This is a genomic window from Pseudomonas sp. NCHU5216 (genome assembly GCF_052156495.1).
GTDB lineage: Bacteria > Pseudomonadota > Gammaproteobacteria > Pseudomonadales > Pseudomonadaceae > Aquipseudomonas.
In genome coordinates this window covers 71,485-93,813 of sequence record NZ_JBQLIX010000002.1, presented here as the reverse complement: position 1 = coordinate 93,813, position 22,329 = coordinate 71,485, and the positions used below count along the sequence as shown (strand labels likewise).

Annotated in this window: 39 protein-coding genes; all 39 read left to right on the top strand. The window is 60.2% G+C overall.

The annotated features are described in order from the left end of the window. Positions 1 to 73: 73 nt before the first annotated feature. Positions 74 to 1,015 carry a hypothetical protein gene (locus ACSVIK_RS02120; RefSeq protein ID WP_442442723.1) on the top strand — a complete coding sequence of 314 codons (942 nt, stop codon included), beginning with the start codon at positions 74 to 76 and terminating at the stop codon, positions 1,013 to 1,015. Between the two features lies 1 nt (position 1,016). After that, positions 1,017 to 1,538 (top strand): hypothetical protein, encoded by a 522-nt coding sequence (locus ACSVIK_RS02115; RefSeq protein ID WP_442442722.1) that lies wholly within the window; start codon positions 1,017 to 1,019, stop codon positions 1,536 to 1,538. A 14-nt stretch (positions 1,539 to 1,552) separates the two neighbouring features. Next, positions 1,553 to 2,002: a hypothetical protein gene (locus ACSVIK_RS02110; RefSeq protein WP_442442721.1), complete on the top strand. Its 450-nt coding sequence runs from the start codon at positions 1,553 to 1,555 to the stop codon at positions 2,000 to 2,002. Between the two features lie 76 nt (positions 2,003 to 2,078). Beyond that, entirely contained in the window at positions 2,079 to 2,795 is a 717-nt protein-coding gene (locus tag ACSVIK_RS02105) for a hypothetical protein (protein WP_442442720.1), read from the top strand. Between the two features lie 4 nt (positions 2,796 to 2,799). After that, the gene (locus ACSVIK_RS02100) at positions 2,800 to 3,228 is read left to right on the top strand and encodes a hypothetical protein (protein WP_442442719.1); all 429 of its coding nucleotides are present in this window, start codon (positions 2,800 to 2,802) and stop codon (positions 3,226 to 3,228) included. An 8-nt stretch (positions 3,229 to 3,236) separates the two neighbouring features. Next, entirely contained in the window at positions 3,237 to 3,509 is a 273-nt protein-coding gene (locus ACSVIK_RS02095) for a DUF4031 domain-containing protein (RefSeq protein ID WP_442442718.1), read from the top strand. Positions 3,510 to 3,596: 87 nt separating this feature from the next. Beyond that, entirely contained in the window at positions 3,597 to 3,905 is a 309-nt protein-coding gene (locus tag ACSVIK_RS02090; RefSeq protein WP_442442717.1) for a hypothetical protein, read from the top strand. An 18-nt stretch (positions 3,906 to 3,923) separates the two neighbouring features. Next, complete coding sequence (locus ACSVIK_RS02085) at positions 3,924 to 4,361, top strand: hypothetical protein (RefSeq protein ID WP_442442716.1); 438 nt, start codon at positions 3,924 to 3,926, stop codon at positions 4,359 to 4,361. Next, positions 4,358 to 5,143: a DUF4942 domain-containing protein gene (locus ACSVIK_RS02080; RefSeq protein ID WP_442442715.1), complete on the top strand. Its 786-nt coding sequence runs from the start codon at positions 4,358 to 4,360 to the stop codon at positions 5,141 to 5,143. Before ACSVIK_RS02085 ends, ACSVIK_RS02080 begins: the two co-directional genes overlap by 4 nt. Before the next feature lie 44 nt (positions 5,144 to 5,187). After that, positions 5,188 to 5,463: a hypothetical protein gene (locus tag ACSVIK_RS02075; RefSeq protein WP_442442714.1), complete on the top strand. Its 276-nt coding sequence runs from the start codon at positions 5,188 to 5,190 to the stop codon at positions 5,461 to 5,463. 81 nt (positions 5,464 to 5,544) lie between these two features. Beyond that, positions 5,545 to 6,720 (top strand): RNA ligase family protein, encoded by a 1,176-nt coding sequence (locus ACSVIK_RS02070; RefSeq protein ID WP_442442713.1) that lies wholly within the window; start codon positions 5,545 to 5,547, stop codon positions 6,718 to 6,720. Between the two features lie 9 nt (positions 6,721 to 6,729). Continuing rightward, positions 6,730 to 6,990 carry a hypothetical protein gene (locus tag ACSVIK_RS02065; RefSeq protein ID WP_442442712.1) on the top strand — a complete coding sequence of 87 codons (261 nt, stop codon included), beginning with the start codon at positions 6,730 to 6,732 and terminating at the stop codon, positions 6,988 to 6,990. A gap of 55 nt (positions 6,991 to 7,045) precedes the next feature. Then, the gene (locus ACSVIK_RS02060) at positions 7,046 to 8,176 is read left to right on the top strand and encodes a hypothetical protein (protein ID WP_442442711.1); all 1,131 of its coding nucleotides are present in this window, start codon (positions 7,046 to 7,048) and stop codon (positions 8,174 to 8,176) included. 184 nt (positions 8,177 to 8,360) lie between these two features. Beyond that, positions 8,361 to 9,530, top strand: a complete 1,170-nt coding sequence (locus ACSVIK_RS02055; protein ID WP_442442710.1) for an ATP-binding protein — start codon at positions 8,361 to 8,363, stop codon at positions 9,528 to 9,530. Between the two features lie 64 nt (positions 9,531 to 9,594). Continuing rightward, positions 9,595 to 9,984 carry a hypothetical protein gene (locus ACSVIK_RS02050; RefSeq protein ID WP_442442709.1) on the top strand — a complete coding sequence of 130 codons (390 nt, stop codon included), beginning with the start codon at positions 9,595 to 9,597 and terminating at the stop codon, positions 9,982 to 9,984. A 10-nt stretch (positions 9,985 to 9,994) separates the two neighbouring features. Continuing rightward, the gene (locus ACSVIK_RS02045) at positions 9,995 to 10,231 is read left to right on the top strand and encodes a hypothetical protein (RefSeq protein ID WP_442442708.1); all 237 of its coding nucleotides are present in this window, start codon (positions 9,995 to 9,997) and stop codon (positions 10,229 to 10,231) included. Between the two features lie 103 nt (positions 10,232 to 10,334). Further along, the gene (locus ACSVIK_RS02040) at positions 10,335 to 10,550 is read left to right on the top strand and encodes a hypothetical protein (RefSeq protein ID WP_442442707.1); all 216 of its coding nucleotides are present in this window, start codon (positions 10,335 to 10,337) and stop codon (positions 10,548 to 10,550) included. A 16-nt stretch (positions 10,551 to 10,566) separates the two neighbouring features. Beyond that, the gene (locus ACSVIK_RS02035) at positions 10,567 to 10,764 is read left to right on the top strand and encodes a hypothetical protein (RefSeq protein ID WP_442442706.1); all 198 of its coding nucleotides are present in this window, start codon (positions 10,567 to 10,569) and stop codon (positions 10,762 to 10,764) included. Positions 10,765 to 10,779: 15 nt separating this feature from the next. Beyond that, positions 10,780 to 10,989 (top strand): hypothetical protein, encoded by a 210-nt coding sequence (locus ACSVIK_RS02030; protein WP_442442705.1) that lies wholly within the window; start codon positions 10,780 to 10,782, stop codon positions 10,987 to 10,989. 13 nt (positions 10,990 to 11,002) lie between these two features. After that, complete coding sequence (locus ACSVIK_RS02025; RefSeq protein WP_442442704.1) at positions 11,003 to 11,203, top strand: hypothetical protein; 201 nt, start codon at positions 11,003 to 11,005, stop codon at positions 11,201 to 11,203. 14 nt (positions 11,204 to 11,217) lie between these two features. After that, positions 11,218 to 11,451 carry a hypothetical protein gene (locus ACSVIK_RS02020; RefSeq protein WP_442442703.1) on the top strand — a complete coding sequence of 78 codons (234 nt, stop codon included), beginning with the start codon at positions 11,218 to 11,220 and terminating at the stop codon, positions 11,449 to 11,451. A gap of 13 nt (positions 11,452 to 11,464) precedes the next feature. Beyond that, the gene (locus ACSVIK_RS02015; protein WP_442442702.1) at positions 11,465 to 11,770 is read left to right on the top strand and encodes a hypothetical protein; all 306 of its coding nucleotides are present in this window, start codon (positions 11,465 to 11,467) and stop codon (positions 11,768 to 11,770) included. Between the two features lie 23 nt (positions 11,771 to 11,793). Next, positions 11,794 to 12,042 (top strand): hypothetical protein, encoded by a 249-nt coding sequence (locus ACSVIK_RS02010; RefSeq protein ID WP_442442701.1) that lies wholly within the window; start codon positions 11,794 to 11,796, stop codon positions 12,040 to 12,042. 344 nt (positions 12,043 to 12,386) lie between these two features. Continuing rightward, positions 12,387 to 12,863: a GNAT family N-acetyltransferase gene (locus ACSVIK_RS02005; RefSeq protein WP_442442700.1), complete on the top strand. Its 477-nt coding sequence runs from the start codon at positions 12,387 to 12,389 to the stop codon at positions 12,861 to 12,863. Between the two features lie 390 nt (positions 12,864 to 13,253). Beyond that, the gene (locus ACSVIK_RS02000) at positions 13,254 to 13,544 is read left to right on the top strand and encodes a hypothetical protein (protein ID WP_442442699.1); all 291 of its coding nucleotides are present in this window, start codon (positions 13,254 to 13,256) and stop codon (positions 13,542 to 13,544) included. 205 nt (positions 13,545 to 13,749) lie between these two features. Next, entirely contained in the window at positions 13,750 to 14,457 is a 708-nt protein-coding gene (locus tag ACSVIK_RS01995) for a hypothetical protein (RefSeq protein WP_442442698.1), read from the top strand. After that, the gene (locus tag ACSVIK_RS01990; RefSeq protein WP_442442697.1) at positions 14,454 to 15,596 is read left to right on the top strand and encodes a hypothetical protein; all 1,143 of its coding nucleotides are present in this window, start codon (positions 14,454 to 14,456) and stop codon (positions 15,594 to 15,596) included. Before ACSVIK_RS01995 ends, ACSVIK_RS01990 begins: the two co-directional genes overlap by 4 nt. Beyond that, entirely contained in the window at positions 15,593 to 16,261 is a 669-nt protein-coding gene (locus ACSVIK_RS01985) for a hypothetical protein (protein ID WP_442442696.1), read from the top strand. Before ACSVIK_RS01990 ends, ACSVIK_RS01985 begins: the two co-directional genes overlap by 4 nt. Positions 16,262 to 16,327: 66 nt before the next feature. Further along, positions 16,328 to 16,783 carry a hypothetical protein gene (locus ACSVIK_RS01980; RefSeq protein WP_442442695.1) on the top strand — a complete coding sequence of 152 codons (456 nt, stop codon included), beginning with the start codon at positions 16,328 to 16,330 and terminating at the stop codon, positions 16,781 to 16,783. Next, positions 16,780 to 16,938, top strand: coding sequence for a hypothetical protein (locus ACSVIK_RS01975; RefSeq protein WP_442442694.1), 159 nt, complete (start codon positions 16,780 to 16,782; stop codon positions 16,936 to 16,938). The genes ACSVIK_RS01980 and ACSVIK_RS01975 overlap by 4 nt, the downstream gene beginning before the upstream one ends. A gap of 101 nt (positions 16,939 to 17,039) precedes the next feature. Further along, complete coding sequence (locus ACSVIK_RS01970) at positions 17,040 to 17,231, top strand: hypothetical protein (protein ID WP_442442693.1); 192 nt, start codon at positions 17,040 to 17,042, stop codon at positions 17,229 to 17,231. 103 nt (positions 17,232 to 17,334) lie between these two features. After that, entirely contained in the window at positions 17,335 to 17,778 is a 444-nt protein-coding gene (locus tag ACSVIK_RS01965; protein WP_442442692.1) for a hypothetical protein, read from the top strand. A gap of 175 nt (positions 17,779 to 17,953) precedes the next feature. Continuing rightward, entirely contained in the window at positions 17,954 to 18,259 is a 306-nt protein-coding gene (locus ACSVIK_RS01960; protein ID WP_442442691.1) for a hypothetical protein, read from the top strand. Further along, positions 18,256 to 18,513, top strand: a complete 258-nt coding sequence (locus ACSVIK_RS01955; protein ID WP_442442690.1) for a hypothetical protein — start codon at positions 18,256 to 18,258, stop codon at positions 18,511 to 18,513. The genes ACSVIK_RS01960 and ACSVIK_RS01955 overlap by 4 nt, the downstream gene beginning before the upstream one ends. A gap of 240 nt (positions 18,514 to 18,753) precedes the next feature. Beyond that, positions 18,754 to 19,185: a hypothetical protein gene (locus tag ACSVIK_RS01950; protein WP_442442689.1), complete on the top strand. Its 432-nt coding sequence runs from the start codon at positions 18,754 to 18,756 to the stop codon at positions 19,183 to 19,185. Positions 19,186 to 19,193: 8 nt separating this feature from the next. Continuing rightward, positions 19,194 to 19,709 (top strand): hypothetical protein, encoded by a 516-nt coding sequence (locus tag ACSVIK_RS01945; protein ID WP_442442688.1) that lies wholly within the window; start codon positions 19,194 to 19,196, stop codon positions 19,707 to 19,709. A gap of 81 nt (positions 19,710 to 19,790) precedes the next feature. Then, positions 19,791 to 20,387 carry a hypothetical protein gene (locus ACSVIK_RS01940; RefSeq protein WP_442442687.1) on the top strand — a complete coding sequence of 199 codons (597 nt, stop codon included), beginning with the start codon at positions 19,791 to 19,793 and terminating at the stop codon, positions 20,385 to 20,387. Positions 20,388 to 20,458: 71 nt separating this feature from the next. Further along, entirely contained in the window at positions 20,459 to 20,935 is a 477-nt protein-coding gene (locus tag ACSVIK_RS01935; RefSeq protein WP_442442686.1) for a hypothetical protein, read from the top strand. A 171-nt stretch (positions 20,936 to 21,106) separates the two neighbouring features. Continuing rightward, positions 21,107 to 22,171, top strand: coding sequence for a hypothetical protein (locus tag ACSVIK_RS01930; RefSeq protein WP_442442685.1), 1,065 nt, complete (start codon positions 21,107 to 21,109; stop codon positions 22,169 to 22,171). Positions 22,172 to 22,329: the final 158 nt, after the last annotated feature.

Genomic DNA, 22,329 nt, shown 5'->3' with positions numbered 1-22,329 from the left:
CCCGGGTGGTGGGGTTCTGGCACAACCAGGCGGGAGGGATCATGTCCCCATCTTCTCAAGGATCGAACACGCCATGACCCTCATCAACTGCACACTCATCTCCCAAGAGCTTCGCGAGCACATCCTGCACATGCGCCGGGAGATGACCCGCCTTCACCAGAGCCCGCTCCCTGTACGTCAGCGCCTCTCTCAGCGCGTGACTGAACTGCTCAACCTGTCCCCCGTTGTCGTCGCTGAGACCGGTTTCCGCCGGCGCGAGAAAGATGCCGAGCCCAACGAGCAAAGCACCATCGTTCATCACCGCGCGCCCAACGAATGGGAACTGCGTGAGTTCATCATCCAGCCCCTGGTGGCGATCGGCATGCCCGGGCAGCACCAGCAAGACGCTGGCGAGGCCAAGCAGCAGAACAACCCAGAAGGTGCCCAGGACCTCGACCAACTGCGTGACGCCCTAGCACTGGCGAATGCTCGAGTCGTAGAGCTCACACGCGAGCGCGACCAGGCGCAGGCCGAGCTGGCATCTCTGAAGGTGCCCGGTGCACAGCCCGCCGAGGTTGTCGCGACCCTGGAGATTGGCGACTACCAGGACGACAACTCGGTCTACGTCACGCTAACCAAGAAGATCGGGATCAACGACGCCTGCGAAGACGATCGCCTCATGCGGGTGTCGCAGCACGAGCGCATCCTGGCCGACCAGTTCGCCCGCCTTCAGCCAGTCGCAACCATCGCCGTGCTGGGCAGAGAGCGGGAACCGGACGAAGGCCCGTACTTGAGCGGTTATGCCTGGAGCCATCTGCGCAAGCTGCCGGATGGCACCAAGCTCTTCACTGCTCCCCCGGTAACACAACTCCAGCTCGGTCTGCTGGAGAGCGGCAACCCGCTGTCGAACGCCGCCTACAGCCTGGCACAGAAGCCCGGCCATACCCTCACCGAATACGACTGCGCGCTGCTCACTGAGCTGCGCAAGAAATGGGACGCCGCCGTAGTTGCGTGCGGCCCGGCCCTGGAGAACTGAGATGACCGACAAGTACGCCTCACTGCGCGCTGACCTGCCCAAGCTGCTCGAGGAAGCCCGCCGACAAGGTGCAGAGAACCCCCGGGCCCAGCTGATCACCGAGCTACTGGCCGACTACGATGCGCTCTGCACGGCGCTGACCGCCAGCCCGCTGTCCTGGCAGTCCCGATTCATTTCCTCAGGTGACGCCTGGGATGCCTGGCAACCCTGCACCAAAGAGCATCACGAACTGGTCACCCGTACCCCTGACGAATGGGTCGGCTACGAAACGCGGGCTGTCATCACCTACCCCGCTCATCTCCTGCACCCAAGCAGCACCAGCAACACCGCCCCGGCCTTCGACCTGAAGGAGCTGCAGCCGGCAGTTATCCAGCTGCTGGAGTTCATCTTTGCCCGGTACCGCAGTCCGGAAGCGGCCGCAACGCTGCCTGACCGGGTGGTTACGGCTGTTCGGTCGTTGGAGCCCTTCGCAGAAGCTGATCTCGACAACAAATCCCCAGCCGGCGCCAAGGCCTCGAACTGACAGGAGTGTGACCCATGAAATACAAGCCATACGACCTGCGTCCGCGCCAGATCGAGTTCAACCAACGCCGGGCCACCTCCTTTGCGCGCAAGCAGCAGCGCGAGGCCAACGCCCTGCCGCTGTTCGCTGAGCAGATCCGCGAGGAGCAACACGACTGGGAGACAGAGAAGGAGATCCGCCAGACAAAAGGCGACGCAACCTTGATCAAGTGGCGGGCCCAGCACGCCGCGCTCTGGCGCAAGGCCCGCGGCATGTACTTTGCCCTGCCTGATCAAGATCGCGCTGCGGCTATGAACGACTGGCGCACCATCTGGCGCGGCGCCTGGACGCCGACCAACCTGATCTACCTGGTCGAGAAGTACAACGGTGTCGGCGCCGCGCGTGAGGCGAGGATGGCCGAAGAGCGCCAGCAGATGGATGCCCGCATCCGGGCCCGGCTGGCGAGCCAACCGGCCCTCATGTGAGCCGGTGCTGGTGGATGGTGGCACGCGTGAGGTCGCTCGATCATGGCCTCACATTCAACAGGGAGGTCAACACCTCATGAGCGCACCAATTGAACTGAACGAAGTCGACCAGCACATCAAGGCGATGATGCTGAACTACCCGACCCTGTTTCAAAGTCGCTTGGCAGCACTGCAGCACCTCTTCATGACGAACGGCACCGGTTATATGTGGAGCGCTGAAGGCAAGCTTTGCCGCATGTTCGACACACACCACCGAGAGACGATGGACTACTCCGACCTGGAAGCTCGCCAGCAGGAGGTAGACCAGGAGCTGGCCACCAAGCCTGAAGGCAGCATCTACCGCCTCTACGCTGGCCGCGCGGCTGCACTGAAGCGCGATTTTGCAGCGCGCCGCTTGATCGAAGCAGAAATCGACCTGTACGCCACAGAGCACGTCATGGGCGAGAACAATCAGAACGGCGTGGAGTGGATGAGGCACTTCGACCCGCGCTGGTGCCCGATGCGCGATGCGCCCTTTGGCGCCCTCGACCCCGTTTGGGCCCTGGCTGCCGAGGAGACCATGGAGATTGCCCGCTCTGCGATCTATCGCCACCTGGGCATGTATCACGAGAGCTTCGACCGGGAGAAGGCCGACCCCAAGTGGCTGGGCATCTATGACCAGCTCGGGCAGATCCTCTACAAGCTGGACCTCAACACCGGCACCAAGGCGCGAATGGCCAGACAGAATGAGTTGGCCATGAAGATCATCGACGAGATTCTGGCCGAAGAGAAGCAGAGCGCAGCGCATGGATAACGCAATGACCCTACTCAAGAAGGCGTTCGATCACCGCAACGGGAAAATCTACCGTCGCACCAATGAGAGCATCGGCCCTTTCCAGAAGGCGTTCTTCTTCGACCGTCTGCTGGAGAAAGACGCGGACTACTTCCCCGGTGGCCGCCAGGCCCAGGAAGAAGCACACGCGGCCGCCCGGTTCCTCCTAGCCCACGAGGAGGAAGCATTGCTGCCGTTCCTGGTGGACATCAAGGCACCAGCCGCCGGCGCCGAGGCGGCGGAGGGTTGGAAAAAGTTCCCAGTCAGCCGGCCACTGCACCAGGAAGTCTTCGTAGTGCATGAGGGGGTACTCAAGGTCGGTACCGGCTGCACCTGCCCACGCACTGGCGGCGCGATCAAAGTTGACCTGACCCTGATCGACTCCAACCAGATCGCCTGGTGGAAGTACGCCTAGGAGCCCGCATGGCTGTCTACGTCGACGATGAGCGCATGCCCTACGGGCGCATGAAGATGTGCCACATGCTGGCCGACGAGCCAGCGGAGCTGCTGGCCATGGCAGACAAGATCGGCGTGGCGCGCAAGTGGCTCCAGCACCCCGGCTCACCCAAAGAGCACTTCGATATCTGCCTGAGCAAACGAGCGCTTGCCCTGAAGCATGGCGCCCTGGAGGCAGATCGCGAAAAGGTCGTTGAGATCGTCAGGCGAAAGCGCCAGCAGCAAGGCGCCCGCCAATAGCAGCGAACTTGGTGCAAGCACTATGGATGGTGGCACGCACCGGCCAGGGGGATCATTTCCAACATCCAAACCCCCGAGGACATACCCATGGCCCAACAGACAGTCGCCCCAGTGAAAAAGTTGGATCAAGTATTCGCTGGCCTGACCGCCCCTTGCTGCAACCCCAACGATAGCTGCGCCTGCAGCGCCACTGAGCGCGTCTTGCGCGGCTACGCCTACGGCCAGCCAGGCCTGCTGCCGGCAATGACCGCAGAGCAGCAGTCAGCTTGCCTGGACGAGATCACCTCGGTCGAGGGTTACGAGCGACCGGATTGGGAAGGCTCCTCCGATACCCAGCTTGCCGGCGGCGTGCTTTCCGCATGGCAGGACTACTGCCAAGACCTCGGTCTGATTTGAGCCAGGAGGATGAAACGCATGAAAGCCCGGATCGAGAAGAAGCTCAGCAAGAAGCTGGTGACGTTGGCGCCCAGTGTGTTCAAGGGCGTCTGGATCGACAGTTCCGAGCCCAGCGAGCTGGCCTACAAGCAGCGCACCAGCGTGTCGCATGTCTGGAGTGTGGGCGGCGGTACCGATTACTTCGGTGAGGGGATGGACGCTTACACCGCCTGGGAATGGTGGCGCATGAACTGGGAGTGGCACGGCGACTTCCCTTCCTACCCGGAAGAGCACCAGCACCACGGCTACCCGGATGTCTCCGGCTTCCACCGTACCACCCGGAACCTGCTGAAGCTGGCTGTTCGGGCTGAGCAGCATGCCCAGGCCGAGCAGGAGCGCATCCGCCAGTCGCGCCTCGACTTCGCGGCCCGATTCCCTGTCATCCACTCCCACGCTGAGAAAACGGAATCCGCATGAACCACCGCACTCAGATCGCGATCCCCACCACACTCACCGACCTGCTGATCGCCCGCGAAAAAGCGCTCAAGCTGATGTCTGACGCCCGCCGCACCCTGGGCATGGCCGAGGAACTCCTGACACAGTACGGGCAATTGCTGATGCCGCATTCTGGGCAAATCCGGGACTGTGAAGAGACCGTGCGCCGCGAACTAGACCGCAGAATGTGGTCGCGCGCCATTGACCTCACCGGCTTCCGTCAGTTGATGGACGCTGAAGAGGTCGAATCGTTCGATAGGAGCCTTGAGCGCACGCCTCCCGAGTTCAACGAGAACAACATCCGCGCAACGCTGATCGATCTGCAGATCCGCTCGGAGGAGATGTTCCGCCGTGGCGTGTTCAAGGTCTTCCGCTCACTGTCGGATGACTACCGGACGAACGAATCCGAACCGTTCCGTATCGGCAGCAAAGTGGTGATGGGGGGAATGGTGCGGCCAGCCTACTCCCGTGGCCTTTGTATCAATGATGGCCACCGGAACTACGCCGCCGACAAGCTCAACGACATCGACCGGGTTATCAAGACCCTCGACCAGCAGCTGTTTCACGCCCGCAGCCTGGAAACGGCCATGAATGGCGTGTTCCAGGATCGCGGCGTGTACGAGGACGACTACTACCGAGCCAAGGCTTTCAAGAACGGCAACTTGCACCTGGAGTTCAAGCGGCCCGACCTGCTGGACAAGCTCAACGAGCAGATCGCGGACTACTACCACTACAACGCCCTGGCCGACGGTCGCAATGCCTAAGGGCAGTAGGCCCGCTGCACACTTCCCCAACGAGGAACCCGCCGATGAGTACTGAGCAAACTACGCAGCCGACCTATGACGCATACGGGCGCATGAACTACCACCCGGATTTCCACCCCAATCAGGGCATGCCGTGGACAACGACAGATCAGCAATACCTGATCGAGTTTTACGAGAAGCTCGGGCCAGAGCAGGTCAGTCTCGAGCTGGGGCGCACAATTCACACGGTGATGACACGGGCGTATGAACTCAGAAAGCGCGGCGATATGCCCAAGCCAGCGACGAAGACGTATCACCGCCGGATGCGAATGACCGCCTGAACCAGTACCGGCGTTGAGCTTCTGGCACACGACCAGGCCCGGAGAATACCCACATCGAATCCCAACCGAAGAGGTATCTCCATGTCCCAGCGGCTCAAAGCACACTTCACCTGCACCGAAGGTAGCAGTGACAAAGAGTACGAAATCCACCTGATCGCCGAGGGTGACGGGTATGTCCTGCACACCTACCACGGCGCACGTGGCAAGAGCCTGAAGCTCACCGTAAAGACCAAGGCGCCGGTGCCTTACGAGGTCGCCAAGAAGGCCTATGACAAGGCTTACAAGGAACGCCTCGCCAAGCACTACAAACCCTCCGACGCCGCCGGCGACATGTCTGCCCCGGCCTGCCGTGAGTTGGTGGCCACCTCGATGATGCCGCAGCTGCTCAACCCGATCGATGAGTGTGATGTCGAGCAGTACCTGGAATCGCCGGAGTGGATCGCCCAGGAAAAGCACGACGGCGATCGCCGCGGCTTCGAGCTGGCCAGTGGCTCGGTGGTTAGCGCGAATCGCAAGGGCTTCTCGGTTGCCTATCCTCAGAGTGTGGTGGACTCCATCCTACAGAGCTGCACCCAGTACCTCCCGCTCACGGTAGACGGCGAGTTGATTGGCACCGATTACGTGATCTTCGACGTGCGGGTGTACCAGGGCGTCAATGTCGAGCATTTGCCGTTGAAGGAGCGCATCGACCTACTCCATCACCTCGACACCTGCCTGGTGCTCGACGGGGTGTCCAACGTGAAGGTCGTGCGAACCGCAGTGACCAGCGAGGCCAAGCGCGCGTTGCTGGCGCGGATGAAGGAACAGCGCCGCGAAGGCTTGGTGTTCAAGCGTGTTGACGCGCCTTACGTGCCGGGCAAACCGAATTCGGGTGGCACCCAGCTCAAGTTCCCGTTCCGCAAGAACGCCACCGGCATCGTGATTTCCCATCACACCACCAAGGCGAGTGTGGGCATCGGCATGCTTGATGAACTGGGCAACGTCATCCCGGTCGGCAACTGCACGATCCCGCCGAACAAGAGCACGCCTGAGCTGGGTGCGCTGGTGGATATCCAGTACCTGTACGCCTACCAGGGCGGGAGCCTGTTCCAGCCGGTCTACCTGCGCGAGCGCGACGACGTGAGCCGCGAGGAATGCACGCCAAGGCCGAAGCTGCATTCGCAGACGAGGCCGACGCAGCCTGATAGGTCGCGGTGGTGCTGGTGCCAGGTCTGCTGGCACCAGCATCACCGTAGATCGACTCTCCACCCGGTATAGGATCGCTAAATGACCAACTACCAGCGAGTTACGCCTGACCGGCCCTATGTGGCGTCATGGACGGCGCTTGGCGGACACTCTATGTTCGTCGGTGCCATTCAAAGCGCACATGGGGGAACGGTTCTGCTGGCCACCAACGTTGCCTCCGACGCAGCCGGTTTCGACTCCCCCGAAAGCTGCGCCGCCGCCATGCTGGCGCACGGATACACCGAAGAGAGCTTTTCCTATTTGGAGATCGGGCCGATGAAGGGTCAGCTTGCTCTCTTCTGATTAGCTGGTGCCCTGACCATCATTGGGGCGACTACAACACAGGATATGGGTACTGATGAGCCACTGGATGACCACTAGCGCCAGCTCCCGCTACGCGCCACTTCGTTACGAGGCCACTCGACCGTTCGCTGTTCGGCTGGGGGCACGGTTCATGGCGCACGCTCGGCAGGGGGTCAATGAACGTATGCGGTTCCTTCGGCAGGAACTACTGGCTGACATCCGCCGAGAACTGAACAAGCTGGGCCAGCAACGCGGCCCCGGCCCGGGCCAGGCTGAGATTGCCAATACCCAAGTGTTTGGCTGCTACCACGGCGCCGGCAAGATCATCTTTGATTTCCACAAGAGTTTGACCGCAGCCCTACTGGAAACCGACGTCGAGAGCATTCCACTGTCGGCTATCCCGATTCCGGCTGATTCGCTGTACCTCCATTTCGGGCCAGGATCTGGTTTGACCCTTGAGGGTGATGCGATCGAGGGTGCATTCGTTTCCTGGACCCGCTACGCCGGCGAAACCCCGCACCTTGTCATCGACTTCGTGAGCGCCGGCCAGTTCGGCGATCCCTATTTCTGGCTCAGCGAGGCTGGCGAGCCGATGACTGGATGCTCCATTGCCCTGACAGACATGACTCAGGGGGTGATTCAGGCTCTTGAAACCACCGCGGCTGAGATCATCGAGCGCAACAGCGCAGTTCTTGCCAGGGTCGAAGAAACCGAGCGCCAGCTCGCGGAGCAGTACGGCGAGGTTGTTTCGGTACCGAACCCGATAACCCGGCTCGGCCAGAACCTACCGCTACTGAAAAAGGGCCTAGCCCTGGTGGTCAACTGCCTGCTCTATCTCGGGGTGGCGCCTGAAGACCAGGAAGAGGGATGGTCTGACACCGCTGACCCGCACCTGGTTGAACAGGCCAAGTCCGGACTGAAGCCCGGAACTCGCAAGACAGCCGAAAGAACCTTGGTCAACAAGGGCTACATCAAAATCAAGTTCATCGGCCACCAGTTTGCTTCCAGCACTGAGGGCATGGAGTTCGGGCACTCCGGCCGCACCGTGGCCACCCACTTCCGCCGTGGGCACTTCCGCAATCAGGCCTACGGGCCGGAGCGCGCCATGCGCAAGGTGATCTTCATTCCACCAGTCGTGGTGAACCCAGGGCACAGCGAGGCACCAGGCCGCATCTACGAGGTCTAGCCAGGCAGCACCAGCAGCGCGAACTATAAAAGCTCTATAGTCGCTTTATAATTACCACTAAATGGCTGTAGGTGCTGCTGTACCTGGCCTTCGCTCAAATTCTATAATTGCTCTATAATCGAATTATAGTTACCCATATTGCCGGTTCTCAGCCGGTACAGCGAATCGTGAAGGAGCCGTCTACATGGCCCAGCAAGTCGAACTCTATAGCCGCAAAGACCTGGCCGAACGGGTCGCCAAGCAAGTTCTCCAGGTGGGCGTCGGATCGGCGGCCGGCTCGGGGATTTTCCTTGCCGCGCCGCGCCGCCAGGGCAAGTCCACCTTCGTTCGCGAGGATCTGCGCCCCGCCATCGAGGCTGCTGGCGCCATCGTCGTCTACGCCGACCTATGGCAAGACACCAGCAAAGACCCTGGCCTGGTCATCATCAATGCCATCCGCGAGGCGCTGGTGCCGCACGCTGGCGTCATCACCCGCTTGGCCAAGGCGGCGGGAATGGAGAAGGCAGCCGTGGGCGGCATAACCTTCAGCCTGGATCGTGTTGGCCTCGGAAAGGACATCGACCTGACGACCGCCCTGGTCGCGCTGTCCGATGAAACCGGCCGCATGATCGTGCTGATGATCGACGAAGCCCAGCACGCCATCACCACCGAGGCCGGCAACGCCACTCTCTTCGCCCTCAAAGCCGCCCGGGACGAACTGAACAGCTCCAAGCACAACGGACTGCGCCTGGTGTGCACGGGCTCCAACCGTTCGAAGCTGGCCATGCTGCGCAACAGCAAGGATCAGGCGTTCTTCGGCGCAATGATGGTGAACTTCCCTCCCCTGGATCGAGGCTATACCGACTGGTTCTGCCAGCACGTGGATCTGCCGGCCGCCCTCGACCCTGATGCGGTGTTCGCTCTGTTCCAGGAAGCTGGTTACCGGCCTGAGCTGCTGAATGCTGCAGCCGCCAAGATCGGCTTTGACCTGATGATGGACCCAGATGATGTTCCCCAGCAGTTTGCCGCCGGCGTGCGGGCCGAGGCGGCAGAGATCAACGCCCAACTCCTACGGGCCATCCACAGCCTGACGCCCCTGCAGTCAGCCGTGCTGCGCGTGATGTGCGCGAAGGGCGACAAGTACGCCCCGTTTGAGGCCCCGACCCTCGACCTATACGTCAAGGCGATGGCCATGGCCGGCGTCGAGGAGAAAGACCGTAAAGCCGACGTGCCCAACGTCCAGCAGGCGCTGATCGCCCTGCAGGAGACCAAGAAGCTCGTCTGGCGCGCGTCGCGCGGGGTCTATGCCGTCGACGAAGAGGTGATTGTCGATATCCTGCGTGAGGAAGGCCTGCTCGAAGGGCTGAACGAATAGCTGGTGCCACCCACCGTGGGGCCTGAGCATGGCCCTGAGTATTGGTTTACCAAGGAATGCGACCATGACAGCCCAAACACATCGCCTGGCAGCCCGCGGCTTCACAGAAGCTAACATCGGAGCACTGGCCACGGATCTGCTTATCTGGCGCCAGCAGAGCGCCGGCTTACCTGAGACCAGCACGTTTCATGAGCTGGCCAGGCTCTGCGCCGCCTACGCGAGCGAAGGCGACGAGTACCAGGAGGCAGAACGGCTTGTAACCCTGCGGGCACTGGAGTGCGCGGCCCAGGACTTCATGAACAGCGGCGGTTCGGGGCGGACGGCAGATGAAGCGGCAGGCATGACCTGGTGGAACGCCCTCACCGAAGATGAGCGCCGACACTGGATGGCCACAGCAGGCAATACCGGCGTAGTGGCCGATGCCTGGACGGCCTACAAACGGAACTCCAACTGAGGAAACCAGCTTGGCCAGATCACTGTTCCCCAAGCTTGCTGACGGCGAGTACATCGCCAAGTGCAAGGAGAAGACTGCTCTCTCAGCCGCCGTAAATGGCCACTCCCAGGTTTGGCCAGAGGCCAAAGTCGTGGTGAAAAACGGCACTGCCCGTTTCTACAAGGACGGCAGCTTGGTATGGGAGTGCAATGCCACCTATGCAAAAGGCAACTTTGAGGTGTCCTCGGCGCCAGCAAAGGGCAAATGAGCACTGAGGATAGTGGCACCTGCAATCCAACAGGATGATTGCACTACAGCCAGGCCGTACCAGAGAGCCTGAGCACCCACCAGGTTGATGAAGGACATTCGCGATGCAAGCAAGACGTTGGACAGTTGGGCGCTTCCCTGCAGGCGTATGGAGCGGCGGCGGCAGCAAGGACGATCCAGACTACGCGGAGTGCGAGGTGTACCTGATCACCGCTGACAGCCTGGACAAGGCAAAGAAAAAGGCCCAGGCCATTCGTGGTCGGCTGGTGAAGAAAGGTGCCGACCTGCCCACCCAAGCTGCACCGTATATCGCGGACTGACTGGGGGAAGCTATCCATGCCACGCAAAAGCAAGTACGGGAACATGCCCCCGGCACAAGCCTACCTGGCCAAGGTCAAGGGTGATGCCGGCACCTACAAGGTGTGGGGCATCGACTGGATGCACCAGCGAGTCCTGATCGACCGCGCAGGCCTGGAGTGGACACCGATTGCCAAGGTGGCGCTCGAACCAGCTCCAGATGCTGAAGATGACTGAGCAAGGACATCAACAATGAGCCGGTACCGTGAACTCCTGAGCTTCCACCAGAAGCACGCGAAACAGCATGAAGGCACCTGGGCTGCTGAGCAGTTCCATCAGCGCGCTGCGGAAACCGTCGAGTCCATGCGTGCAGCACTAGAGTTGATCGCTGCTGGTGCATCTGCGGACGATGCGCGAGAGACTGCCAAAGCGGCGATCAACAAAGCTGACGCACCGGTGTGACGGGAAACAAGGCATGACCAGCCATAAAGACGCAGACGCTGACAAACAGGCTCAAGCTGATCGCATCGCTGGTCAGTACGACACGCTTCGCGATCGGGTAGTTACTGCCGGCTACAGCGACAAATTCAGCGACGAAGAGGTAGCGGACATGCGTACCGAGATGGCAGTGCTGTCGAGTCAGTATTTCGACCTGACCGGCCTCAACCTGAAATAACGACGAGATCGAGCATGAGCAAGCATCCAGAGGCAGGAATTGCCAAATTTCAGTGGGCAAGCTTGGCAGTCGGGCTAATTTTGCTAGCCCTTGGTTTGCTGTTCACAATCCAAGAAAACGCAGGCATAGGCGCTGCGGTGAGTGTCGGATCTCTTGGCTGGTTAGCCCTTGGGCTGGTTCTCAGCCCCCAGGTTCGGAAAGACCTGTTTGGTGATCGTTTCGAGCGTTCTGACACCCAAGTTGATTGAGGGAAAATAACTGATGGAACGCAAGCCTGTATTTGATCGCGTCGAACACCAGATAGCCTGCGTAGCTGGTTGGCTGGTCTTCGCCATCGGTTGCGCATATCCGTTGTGGGCTGTCCTTTGGGCTGTCCTCGGGATGGCGGCTCTCAAGGTCGCTCTCAATACCACCACGTCCGAGAGCGGTCGTTACGGGTTTCTGGCCTGGGTCGGGTTTTGGTCTGCCTGGCCATACGTGTTGTATGCCAGTTCGGCTTGGCGCAAACCTGAACTGGCAGATACGGTGCAGGTTGTAGAAGCTGCTATCCGAAAGGCACAAAGTTGATGGATACCGTAAAGGAAAACGCTATGGCTCTCTCCGCCTTCCAGCAGGCCCACGTTGATGGAGCCTTCCCCGAATGCCGAACGCTAATGGCCGATTACCTGGTTCGTGGCGTGGAAGTGGTTGTGTTCCGCCAGACAGAATGCGGTGCCGATGTTCCCCCGTATGCCGTGGCTCCTAAAGAAGACCCAGAGTTCTGGATCGGTTGCTGGGACACGGCTGAACTGGCAGCCGCAGAAGCTGTATCGCTTGGCCTCCGTGTCTCACAGAACTGATTGAGGAGAACCTATGGTTACTCATTACACCGTTGCCAGCGGCCAGGTAGCTTGCGGTCGCAACAATCACGACCTCACTGCGACCTCGAATCGTGATCAGGTAACGTGCAAAACCTGCCAGCGATCGGAGAAGTTCACAGTCACCGAATCCCCAGCTTCTAGCCGGTGGGAGTGTGGCAAAACGAGCGTGGCGCTGACGGCAGTTAAGGAATTGACTCGGCCCAAGGGTATGTGGCGTGAGTACTGGACAGCTCACATCCGCAGCATCTCTCCTTTGAACAAGCTTCCGCGGGGCTTCAAAGAGCCACAGCCACTTCTGAGTATCGATGCCAGGAAATGACAGCATGAGAATCGCAGACCCGATGGAAGCTCTGGTCGGACTTCAAAAGGAAGTGCGTCGGGGCATGCCTACCAACCCAACTGACCTGAGTCCGGGGGTCAGAGTTGTCCTGGACTCCCCGAATGGCATTACGCGCTACACATACGCCCGGATCGAGCACGGACGCGTCAAGTCGATAGCACTTTTCGTTCACCATGAACCCATCAACGGGGTGCCGTGTTTCAACCTGGGGTATGCCGTTCCCGAAGCGTACCGAAACCGTGGCTGGGCCACCGAGATCGTTGAGCAAGGTATTCAGGAGTTGCGCCGAGGGCTTGGTCGCCATGGAGTAACGTCCTTCTACGTCGAAGCCGTTGTCGGCACGGAAAACCTCCCCTCCCAGCGCGTTGCATCCAAGGTCATCTCTGATGCTCCGGTTACAGGCACCGACTCCGAGTCAGGCGAGCCGATTCTCGCCTACACCCGCCTTGTAGAATGCTGATCCCGGAGATATTGCATGGATCACAAGACAACGACTGTCGGTAGGGCGAAGGCTGCTCCGAAGCTCAGTCCAGCTCAAAAGAGAGTTATGCAGTGGCTGAGCCAGGGCTGGGGCGCTCGGGTGTCGCATGGAAACTCCGTGGAGATCAACGGTGACCGCGTGTGCAATGTCGACACTATGGCGACGCTGGTTCGCCTTGGGCTTGCAGAGCGCGAATCTCGTCCACCCTACTGGATGGCCACCGCCGAAGGTCGCAAGTTGAGCCCTAACTACAGACCTGAGCAAACAGAGTGAACACCAGGGAACCCGGCATGCCCTGTCGTGCCATCCACGTTGCATGACAATCTCACCCGATCACTGACGGTAACGCAGGCTAGGGAGCCATCGAACATGGGCAATCTCTCCGAGATCAAACAGCGCGTAGACCAGCTCTACAGCACCGCTGGTGCTCGCTTCCCCACCTATGAGACGGTCGTGCACAGAGCCTTCTGTGAAGCCATGCTTCAGGCGTTCCCTGAGCAGGAGAGTGAAACTGGTGCACCTGCATTTGCCTATGCCAGGGAGGCCTACGGCTATCTCACGCCTGAAGAGATCGCCGCGGAGGACGAAAGCAACGATGCAGAGGGCATCTGCTCTCACGGGCTCGATTATTGGACCTGCCCATGCGGGTGCTTTGGTTAGGTCTGCTCGCACCGCTTTAACACCTGCCCAGGCAACCTGCTGCCATTGATCCCCTCACTGCGAATTTGGTGAGCCCATTTTGGGTGGCTCACCGGATTCACCGTAGATACCCTCTCGCCAGTTAATCCTTGCTGTGCCCGGTTCTGGCACGCCCAGGCCGCCCACACACTGGCCCCATCTAATCCAGATGAAGAGGGCTTTCCCCATGATCAGTCAGTACATTGCCGCCGCACTCTCCCCGGGCCAGATCGCCGCAGGCCAGGACGCTCGCTTTCAAGTGACGGCCCGCGTTTCGCTCGGCATCGCTGTCATTGCTGTTGCCCTGCTCATTGCAGCGGTTTGCCTCATCAACCTTGCCTGCTTGAACGCCGGCATGCGCTCTTTCATGAGCCACTACCACGACCTGGTAGTGGTGTCACAAGGGCAGCGGCTCACCTACACCGGCAAAGACTGGCTGAGCATCGTCGGCCTGATCGGTAACACCTTGCTCTTGATGTACCTCTGCACCAAGGCCGTGCCGTTCGTTGAGCGCTACATGGCCGATCGCATGACGGCAAAGAACTTGAACCAATGGCTCGCCGACATCACTGCGCCAAGCGGCATCCACGTCCCTGGCATGCCTTGCCGTGCCGGCCTGCAGGTGATCGCGATGTCTTGCTCGCTCAATGCCGGTCGCGGTGTGCTGGACGCCGTTTGCCTGGATGAGATGTGCCGCCCCGTACTGATCACCGGCGTGGCCGGCGAACGGGGCGCAGTCGAAACCAAGCGGACACACGACCATTACCTGATCCAGACAGCCCTCAACTGTCACTTCGCTAACAGCCGTCATGCCCTCGGCCAGGCGCTCAACCTGCAGCCAGACGGCAACTTCCCTGACTCCTACGGGAATCAGCTCAGTGGAGCCTTCCAATGACCCGCAGCAACGAATGCATTCACACACTCCTGCAGGATTGCCGCACTTTTGTGGAACAGGCCTGCACCAGCGATCAGGCCGGCAGTGAAAAGGCGCCGCTTGTGCTGGCGCAGATCGATGAAATTCTGAATGCGCCAGCAGATGAACAGCACCAGCCGGCCAGCGCCAGCGTTCAGTTCACCTTTCGCCACCCGGTCTCCGGCGAGACAGCCACGGTGGCCATGTCCCTCAAAGAGATCCAGGAGAACCTGTCCAGCGAGCTATACGACAAGCTGGCTGAACAGGTTTGCAGCTGCGAGCCCGTGGGTGAAACCAACGTGGTGGACTGCAACTGCGGCGACCACGTGGATGAGTACAAACTGCTGCCTGAACCGACAATTGCAGCCGGCCCTGAGCGGCTGCGCAATCGCTACGGCATCGACGGCGACTACTTCGGTAAGAACCTGGCCCGGACGATCCGTGACTTCGACAGCTTCACGCCAGACGAACTGGCGCGACATCTGTTCCGCCTGGGCATGGTGGCTGACAGCTCGGTGCTCACAGAACAGGAGTTTGCCGGCTGGGCGGCAGTTGCGCTGGAGTTCCTGAACAGCCTGCTGTGGGATGAGGTCGGCGTCGATACCCTGGACAAGCTCCGCGCCGGCCAGGGCACCAACACCGACAGCGGCAGGCTCTGGCTGGCTGCCCTTGATTTCGTTGAGAACACCCCACGTACCGCCCCGCTGCCCTTCCAGTCCCGTGTTCGCACCTGGATGTTGGAGTGCTTCGGCATGCACATTGCGGCCGATCGCAATGAGCGCAACCATCGTTTCCTCGAAGAGGCGCTGGAGTACGTGCAGTCCTGCGGCTGCACAGAGAGTGAAGCGCTGAAGCTGATGCGGTATGTATTCGGACGCCCAGTTGGTGAGCAAGCCCAGGAACTGGGCGGCGTCATGGTCACTCTGGCGGCCTTGGCCTCTGCGCACGACCTCAACATGCACCGCGCCGGTGAGGCTGAGCTGGCGCGCATTCAACAACCCGAGGTCATGGAGCGTATCCGCCAGAAACAGCTCTCCAAGCCTGCAATGTCTCCCCTGCCGGGCGTGTATCCCGATCGGGTTCCCTTCCCGCCTGCAGCCCACAGTGAGCACCATCAATGAGCGCAACCATTCTCGATCTGCACCATCTCGAGCGACTGCTACAGACCCTCGGCAAACTTGGCTGGGAGCCGTTTGATGTCATGCAGGCTGGTGCCTGGCAGAGCAGCACCAGCATCCCCGCCATGCTCAAGGACATCGTGCAGTGCGATCCGCCAGTGCTCCGCATGCTCAAGGACGGCACTCAAACTGGCCTGGTGAAACTGGCTTGGGGCTTGGGCCCTACCCAGCTGGTGCAGGATCACTCGGAGTCGTCGGGATTCGATGAGGCGATCGCCAAGGCCCGGGATGAGGTAGAGCACAGCGCCACTGCCGATCTGCTTGACCGGTTGCTCATGCAAATCGATGCCTCTGGATCTGAGCACTATCAGGAGTCGACGTTTGGCGTGCAGTTCAGCTCTGTTGAACTGGACGCTGTAGTCACGCTGCAGCGCCGTGATCAGCCGACGCCGCACCAGCTGCGCATGCTGGCCGAGGCCGACCGTGACCGGCTACGAGGTGAGCTGGAGGCCCTGCAGGGCGTCATCCGCGCGGTGAACGAACAGTTCCGGCGGTTCGGTGAGCGGTTCCCGGATGGTTTCGATAAGCGAGTCTTCAGTTGGGTCGAAGACGCAGCGGCTGCTAGCCATGAGCCCGAGGAGCAGTCTGAGATCAGCACGGTTCACTGATCCCGGTCACCGGCCAACCGGCAGCGCGTACAATTCCCGTCCTCAGTACCACTTCAAGCCTAAGCAATGACTGACAACATCCGCACCCTCAGTGCCGCAGTACCCTTTCAGGACACCTGCGGCAAACCCCTATCCGAGGTCCCAGGCTGGCAAGCCTGCGCTGATCGCCTCGGCGAAGCCTACGGTCTGCCCCCCAACTCCATCCGGACCCAGAGCCAGCTTATGGCGGCACTGCACGGCATTGACCGCATCGTAGAGCGCGCTAAAGACCTCGAGGACCCCAAGCTGGCGGGTGCTGTGTTGAAAGCCATTGAAGCCGTTGGCGACGCTACGACCCTGTTTGCGCAAGGTGCCGCCAGCATCCTGGTCAAGACGACTGCCGGCCGTGACGACCTCGCTAACAAGCAGGCCACCCGCCTGCTGACAGGCCTGGCCGCAGGCAAAGGCGACGCTTCGGTGGAAGACTGGGAGCAGCTGACCCGCCTGATGACCCACGCAAACGCCAACAAGGAGAAGCCATGAGTCAGATGCAGTTCATGGGAGAACGCCCTGCAGGATGGATCGAGGAGCAGGAAGCGCGGAAAGCTCAGCGCCGGCGGCAAAAGCAACGGCGCATCGGCCTGGCCGTGAGTGCAGCTGTGCTGTTGATCGGCGCGGCGTGGCTGGTGCTGTCCTGAGAAACGGACAGTACTCGGCGCGAAATGTCGGGTTCGCTTCGTTGCACTCCCCAGTGCAGCACTGAATAGACTGCCTTACCCCAAGCCAGAGGAGAAAGGTCGTGGCAGAGAAAACGTTCACCCAGTGGCTGTATGAGAATGGTCGCGACGAAGCCCTTCAGGATGCGTACTTCGAAGAACAGATTGGCCCCGGTAGCGAGTACCTGGATTGGGCTGAATCAGTCTACAAAGCGATGCAGCGACCACCGAGCGCGAACGAACCTCGATCCCGCATCTGGCCCTTCTCCAAGTGACCCCGGCGCCCAAGGAAGCACCCCTGGTCACCAACCCAAGCACTACTAGAGAGCTGTTTGCGCCTGCATTCCTGAAGTAACCGATCAATTAGAGGTGTAAATAATGAGTACCGAACCTGGTATGGAGCAAAAGAGCAAAGAATTTCATGACTTTACTAACGGCTTCGCAAAGGCAATAGCAGGCGGTATTGCCGGTCTAATTGTCGGCTTTATTGCTGGGGGTGAAGACGGGGCTGTAGTTGGCGGGTTATATGGGAGTTTCGTTACCTTTCTTATAATCCTCATTTTCTCGATAGAAGCTAAAGGAACACAGTCCATGCCGATGATTGACAGCGACAAGTTTAAGGCAGAGCTAGAGGAAGTTGACCGCGCTCGCAAAGCCTATTCGGAAATTAACGCGAGGCATACACCGGAAAATACAACAGAAGAGCTCCAGTTCCAAACCAAGCAATTGCTGGCGGATTATTACGAGGCCAATGAGAAACTGGCCTATAAGGTGAGAAAGCAAGTGGAGCTTGCAGGTGGCGGGCCCATTGGCGACCTCTGATCAGTGAGTATTGCCCGGCTCTATTTGTCGGCTTCGCTAAGTTGCCCCAGCGGATCGCTGAACAAACCGCCTTAGCCGGTGAGTTTCAGGATGGTGGCACAGGGTTAAACGCTCAATGATGAGTGCGAATCCCGGCCAGGCAAGCGGCCACTACACACTTCCGAGGAAGGACATCATGGATCAGGCAGTAATCGACAACCTTCAGCAAATGGGCTTCACCCTGACCCACTACCAGGGCCAGGAAGGCGACTTCTACACCAAGAAGATGAAGGCCAGCGAGGTTCCCTATCTGGTACATAACGTCATCGATGATGACGTGCTGTGCAGCGATGACGAAGTCACCTACTGCGTCTGCCCCGATGGCGAGGTTCAGCTGGTCTACAGCGACCAGTTCGAGAAAGCATCCATGCAATCTGCCGAGGGCCGCGCCCTGTTGACCGACATCGGCTACCCCTCCTACGAACTGGCAGATCCGCAATGAACAAGCACCAGGTACGTGACTCAGGCCAGGCCCTGGCCTACATCACTGACTGCACCCTGGCGACCGTGACCGACCTCGCCTCCCTTGCTCGCCCGCCGAAGCATGAGCTCAATCGTCAGATCGGCATCGCGCAACAGGCGATCGACTGGATGAACACCTTCAAGGTGGACTACGCGGGAACTCGCGCAGAGGACGTGAAAGCGCTCGGCGGGAAGGTCGAAGTGTGGGCCGCCCAGTTCAAGCGAAAACCCTAAGGACGCCCTTCGCATGGAAACTCGCACCCCCAAGCCCCCCATCAAACCCTTTCGCTTTGTTGTGCCCCTGCTGTGCGCTGCAGCTCTAGGCTGGGTGGCCTGCACCGCATATCTGAACGATCGCGATGAAATCTCTCTCAGCGAGTTCTGCAAGGGGCCAAGCGAGCGCCCGCGGCTGGCTTGCATGAATGTGCGCCCGGCGGACGCCTCACCGATGCCACCTCAAGGGTAGGAAATCTCATGCAGCAACTGGATGATCAGCTTCTGGCCGCGTGGAATACCCTGAACCGCGCAGCTCACCGAATTCGCCTCGTACGGGCCCTGGAGATGGCTGGCGCCCTAGAGGAGCTTGAGGAGGCTCGACTGGAGTTCGGGAAGATCGTCAACGACCGACGCCCCGTTCCTCCCGTAGAAAAACATCCTGAGCACGCCACTGACTATGTAGGCGCCCCCGATTGGGCAACGTGCATTCTTGAGGGTGTGCCGAGCGATGGAATGTTTGTCTACGCCTGGCATGACGAGGATGGAAAAGGCTATCGAGGGACACCACACGATCCTGTAACTGCACATTCCTTCTTTGCCATCGTTGGGGAGAGCGATGACGACGAGGGATGCGGCTGGCAAGTCGTCTCCACCCGAGGCGATACAACAACCCAAGTAGTTGAGGCATGAATCTAACAATGGGCAACGAACAAGCAGATGTTGAAGGTTTTGAGCTTGCTTACAGTGTGCAGATCGACAGCAGCCAGGTGTTTGAGCTGCTGGTGGACGAAGCTGAGACTGGTGACAGCATCTGGCAGACCGTCAACGCTAGCGGACAGGTACTGAGCCGATCCGAGCGCTATAAAGACCAAGCTCTATGCATGCGTGACGGACTGGTAACGGCTTTGCCCGTGAAAGACTACTATGAACAAGTGAACGATGAAGTTCGCCTTTCTGCTGTCGCATCAGCCTGGGATTCCACTGACTCGCTCTCTCCAGAGAACATCAAGAGCACCGTCATGCGGGCAATGCATCAAGCATTTAGCCGCATCCGCATGTTTGCGCAGGACGATCCAGCCCTCTCGGGCATGATCGCAGACCTATTCCATAACTTGCCTGATGCGCTGGAGAACTGGAGTCATGATGATCTCCGTCAGGAAGCAATTCGTGCACTCCACGCTCTCACGATCAAGCCACACCTGAAAGGCAAGTAATCGGCCCTGGTGGCGGTTCTGGCACGCGCAACGTCGGGGCACTATGAGATCAACTGATCCTTACCAGTGACAGAGATCCCCATGCCTGATGTTGCACCCCAGCGCCGCCAGCGCTTCACCTGGACAGCCGAGGCCCTGGCCCTTCTCGGCACCGTTACCGACCGCACAGTGGCTCAGCGCTTCGATATCCTGCGTACGTCAGTCGCCAATAAGCGGGTAGAGCTGGGTATCCCTGCGTTTGTCAGTCAACAGCGCCCGGATAAATGCCATGTGTGGAAGCCCGCGGAGCTGAAACAGTTGGGCACCAAGTCAGACACTGACCTCGCAGCCGAACTCGGCCTTGGCATCACGGCTGTTCGGAATAAGCGGATGTCTCTCGGGATACAGACCTTCGAGAAATGGGGCAGTGTCGCAGCCCTGCTCGGGGTCATTCCTGACACCGAGATCAACGCCATCCATGGCGTGCCACTCAGCACCCTAGTTCGGATGCGAAAGGCGCGTGACGTGGCAAGTGTCGGCAAAGCCGGCCGTCCCACTGTCCCGCTGCCGGACCAGGCGCAGCAGCTACTCGGCAAGGTGAGTGATGTGGAAATAGCCAAACGTTTCCAGGTTCCGCTGAAACGCGTCAGCAAGGCGCGGCAGCGGGCCGGCATCGATGCTTTCGCTGTGAAGGCATGATGGGCCGGACATCGGGTTCTGGCACAGCCCCGCCGCTGTGACCATGGCTCCATCACGATTGGAGCCGTCCCATGCACCAGCAAACCCTTCCCGCCCAGACATCCCTCGACCTCTTCCCGCCGGCGCCACAATGCTCAGCGCTGTCTTTGTGTCCTGCTCATCTCCTACCTGGGGCTGTAGTCGCGGAGGATGATCCCCTGCTGTCTGTCCCTGACCTGCAGATCCGCGAGCTGATGCGGGAGCACCGCAGTTTCGTTGAGATGAACGCCGAGATGTCGGCAATCACCACCCTGGCCGAGCAGCGCCAGCAATACGGTATCCGGGGCCTGCTTGGCCTTGGCGGCCCGCGCACCTACCAGGACGTCGGCACGCAAGAGTCGGTTATGGACTGGATGCATGATCACGAGCTCAAGCGGATCAACCAGATCAAGCTCTCCCTCCCCAGCACCGGTGAGGAAATGCTCGCTGCCCGTGAACGAATCCAGCAGCGAATAGCCGCTCGCCGGCGGGGCGCGAAGGGCATCGAAGCACTGCCTGCAGCTGATTAACCTCACTCCCGCTCGAAGTCCCCAGTGCGGGCGTGACCTGTGCTTGCACAGGTTTGCGCGGGGACGCCCAACGAAATGCGGCGCATCAAACCTACAACTGATTGCGCCGATTCTGGCACAAGCAAATTGGCTGGAAACTGGCTCCATCTTGAAGACAGCCGGAACGCAAACATGAACCAAGCCAACATCCTCAACGCTGACCAGGTAGCAGATCTTAAAGCCGCCCTCGATGGCCGATTGCTGGCGCTCTGCTTTGGAGCTGGCGTCGACTCCACGGCGATGATTGTTGCCCTGCGCGCCGCCGGCATAACACCTGACATCCTGACCCTGGCCGACACCGGTGCGGAGAAACCTGAGACCCTGCGCCACGTCGATGCCATGAATCGCGTGCTGGCGACCTGGGGCTGGCCGCTGATCGATATCGTCAAGAAGGTGCCCATGGAATCGACCGGGTACGTCGATCTGTACGGCAACTGCTTCAAGAACGAGACACTGCCCAGCCTGGCCTTCGGCCTCAAAAGCTGCTCCATCAAATGGAAGCAAGACCCGCAAGATCAGTTCCTCAAGGGTGCGAAGCGCGGCCCGAACGCCCGTGACCCGCACCCGGTGTGGCTGAAGGCGCAAGAGACCGGCCAGCGCATCGTCAAACTGATCGGCTACGACTGCGGCAAAGCGGATCTGCGCCGCTCCAAGAACCTCAAGCCGAGCGATGACGACTTCGACTACGTCTATCCGTTGCAGATCATCCGCTGGGCTCGGCGCGACTGTGTGCGGGCCATCACCCAGATGCTGGGTGAGGAATTGGTACCCATCAAGTCTGCGTGCTTCTTCTGCCCGGCGTCCAAGCAGTGGGAGCTGTATTGGCTGGCGGCCAATCACCCTGAACTGATGGAGAGAGCGCTGCTGCTCGAGCGCAACGCACTGACTGGCCGGCACAGCCGCTTCGACGAAGTGGAGTTTGGCGCGACCTGGGAAGAGATGGTGCGCAATGCCGACAGCTTCCCCAGCTCGAACACCACCGTGGGCCTGGGCCGCTCTTTTGCCTGGAACCAGTGGGCTCGGGTCAACGAGGTGGTCGACGCAGACTTCGTGGTCAAGCGTGATCCGGCAAGCCAGGAGCGCTTCGCGATCCTCTCCAACAGCTTGCGCGACGCGGACAACGCCCTGGACTCCCGCTCACCAGGAATCATTCCAAGCGTGGACGTCACCGCCCACGAGCAGCTTGAGCTGTGGTGATTCCGTGCCGATGCCTGGCAACGCATGCACCCGCCATAAGTCCGGTCGGATGGGTGTTGGCACGCACCGAAGCGGCTGACTATGGCCTTGCTTCCTGAATTAGCTATCGCGCAGACCGGCTGCGAAGCACGGCCTTAACCACAGTTGCTGAAGCCTGA

Bases quoted from the DNA above. Each gene is read 5' to 3' on its own strand.
- ACSVIK_RS01950 (WP_442442689.1), top strand. From the start codon at position 18,754: ATGCAGCAACTGGATGATCAGCTTCTGGCCGCGTGGAATACCCTGAAC.
- ACSVIK_RS02000 (WP_442442699.1), top strand. From the start codon at position 13,254: ATGGGCAATCTCTCCGAGATCAAACAGCGCGTAGACCAGCTCTACAGC.
- ACSVIK_RS02030 (WP_442442705.1), top strand. From the start codon at position 10,780: ATGAGCCGGTACCGTGAACTCCTGAGCTTCCACCAGAAGCACGCGAAA.
- ACSVIK_RS02040 (WP_442442707.1), top strand. From the start codon at position 10,335: ATGCAAGCAAGACGTTGGACAGTTGGGCGCTTCCCTGCAGGCGTATGG.
- ACSVIK_RS02095 (WP_442442718.1), top strand. From the start codon at position 3,237: ATGGCTGTCTACGTCGACGATGAGCGCATGCCCTACGGGCGCATGAAG.
- ACSVIK_RS02035 (WP_442442706.1), top strand. From the start codon at position 10,567: ATGCCACGCAAAAGCAAGTACGGGAACATGCCCCCGGCACAAGCCTAC.
- ACSVIK_RS02015 (WP_442442702.1), top strand. From the start codon at position 11,465: ATGGAACGCAAGCCTGTATTTGATCGCGTCGAACACCAGATAGCCTGC.
- ACSVIK_RS01935 (WP_442442686.1), top strand. From the start codon at position 20,459: ATGCACCAGCAAACCCTTCCCGCCCAGACATCCCTCGACCTCTTCCCG.
- ACSVIK_RS02050 (WP_442442709.1), top strand. From the start codon at position 9,595: ATGACAGCCCAAACACATCGCCTGGCAGCCCGCGGCTTCACAGAAGCT.
- ACSVIK_RS02010 (WP_442442701.1), top strand. From the start codon at position 11,794: ATGGCTCTCTCCGCCTTCCAGCAGGCCCACGTTGATGGAGCCTTCCCC.
- ACSVIK_RS01955 (WP_442442690.1), top strand. From the start codon at position 18,256: ATGAACAAGCACCAGGTACGTGACTCAGGCCAGGCCCTGGCCTACATC.
- ACSVIK_RS02100 (WP_442442719.1), top strand. From the start codon at position 2,800: ATGACCCTACTCAAGAAGGCGTTCGATCACCGCAACGGGAAAATCTAC.
- ACSVIK_RS02070 (WP_442442713.1), top strand. From the start codon at position 5,545: ATGTCCCAGCGGCTCAAAGCACACTTCACCTGCACCGAAGGTAGCAGT.
- ACSVIK_RS01965 (WP_442442692.1), top strand. From the start codon at position 17,335: ATGAGTACCGAACCTGGTATGGAGCAAAAGAGCAAAGAATTTCATGAC.
- ACSVIK_RS01930 (WP_442442685.1), top strand. From the start codon at position 21,107: ATGAACCAAGCCAACATCCTCAACGCTGACCAGGTAGCAGATCTTAAA.
- ACSVIK_RS02075 (WP_442442714.1), top strand. From the start codon at position 5,188: ATGAGTACTGAGCAAACTACGCAGCCGACCTATGACGCATACGGGCGC.
- ACSVIK_RS01945 (WP_442442688.1), top strand. From the start codon at position 19,194: ATGGGCAACGAACAAGCAGATGTTGAAGGTTTTGAGCTTGCTTACAGT.
- ACSVIK_RS02110 (WP_442442721.1), top strand. From the start codon at position 1,553: ATGAAATACAAGCCATACGACCTGCGTCCGCGCCAGATCGAGTTCAAC.
- ACSVIK_RS01980 (WP_442442695.1), top strand. From the start codon at position 16,328: ATGACTGACAACATCCGCACCCTCAGTGCCGCAGTACCCTTTCAGGAC.
- ACSVIK_RS01960 (WP_442442691.1), top strand. From the start codon at position 17,954: ATGGATCAGGCAGTAATCGACAACCTTCAGCAAATGGGCTTCACCCTG.
- ACSVIK_RS01995 (WP_442442698.1), top strand. From the start codon at position 13,750: ATGATCAGTCAGTACATTGCCGCCGCACTCTCCCCGGGCCAGATCGCC.
- ACSVIK_RS02120 (WP_442442723.1), top strand. From the start codon at position 74: ATGACCCTCATCAACTGCACACTCATCTCCCAAGAGCTTCGCGAGCAC.
- ACSVIK_RS01940 (WP_442442687.1), top strand. From the start codon at position 19,791: ATGCCTGATGTTGCACCCCAGCGCCGCCAGCGCTTCACCTGGACAGCC.
- ACSVIK_RS01975 (WP_442442694.1), top strand. From the start codon at position 16,780: ATGAGTCAGATGCAGTTCATGGGAGAACGCCCTGCAGGATGGATCGAG.
- ACSVIK_RS02060 (WP_442442711.1), top strand. From the start codon at position 7,046: ATGAGCCACTGGATGACCACTAGCGCCAGCTCCCGCTACGCGCCACTT.
- ACSVIK_RS02085 (WP_442442716.1), top strand. From the start codon at position 3,924: ATGAAAGCCCGGATCGAGAAGAAGCTCAGCAAGAAGCTGGTGACGTTG.
- ACSVIK_RS02065 (WP_442442712.1), top strand. From the start codon at position 6,730: ATGACCAACTACCAGCGAGTTACGCCTGACCGGCCCTATGTGGCGTCA.
- ACSVIK_RS02115 (WP_442442722.1), top strand. From the start codon at position 1,017: ATGACCGACAAGTACGCCTCACTGCGCGCTGACCTGCCCAAGCTGCTC.
- ACSVIK_RS01985 (WP_442442696.1), top strand. From the start codon at position 15,593: ATGAGCGCAACCATTCTCGATCTGCACCATCTCGAGCGACTGCTACAG.
- ACSVIK_RS02055 (WP_442442710.1), top strand. From the start codon at position 8,361: ATGGCCCAGCAAGTCGAACTCTATAGCCGCAAAGACCTGGCCGAACGG.
- ACSVIK_RS01990 (WP_442442697.1), top strand. From the start codon at position 14,454: ATGACCCGCAGCAACGAATGCATTCACACACTCCTGCAGGATTGCCGC.
- ACSVIK_RS02080 (WP_442442715.1), top strand. From the start codon at position 4,358: ATGAACCACCGCACTCAGATCGCGATCCCCACCACACTCACCGACCTG.
- ACSVIK_RS02105 (WP_442442720.1), top strand. From the start codon at position 2,079: ATGAGCGCACCAATTGAACTGAACGAAGTCGACCAGCACATCAAGGCG.
- ACSVIK_RS02090 (WP_442442717.1), top strand. From the start codon at position 3,597: ATGGCCCAACAGACAGTCGCCCCAGTGAAAAAGTTGGATCAAGTATTC.
- ACSVIK_RS02025 (WP_442442704.1), top strand. From the start codon at position 11,003: ATGACCAGCCATAAAGACGCAGACGCTGACAAACAGGCTCAAGCTGAT.
- ACSVIK_RS02020 (WP_442442703.1), top strand. From the start codon at position 11,218: ATGAGCAAGCATCCAGAGGCAGGAATTGCCAAATTTCAGTGGGCAAGC.
- ACSVIK_RS02005 (WP_442442700.1), top strand. From the start codon at position 12,387: ATGAGAATCGCAGACCCGATGGAAGCTCTGGTCGGACTTCAAAAGGAA.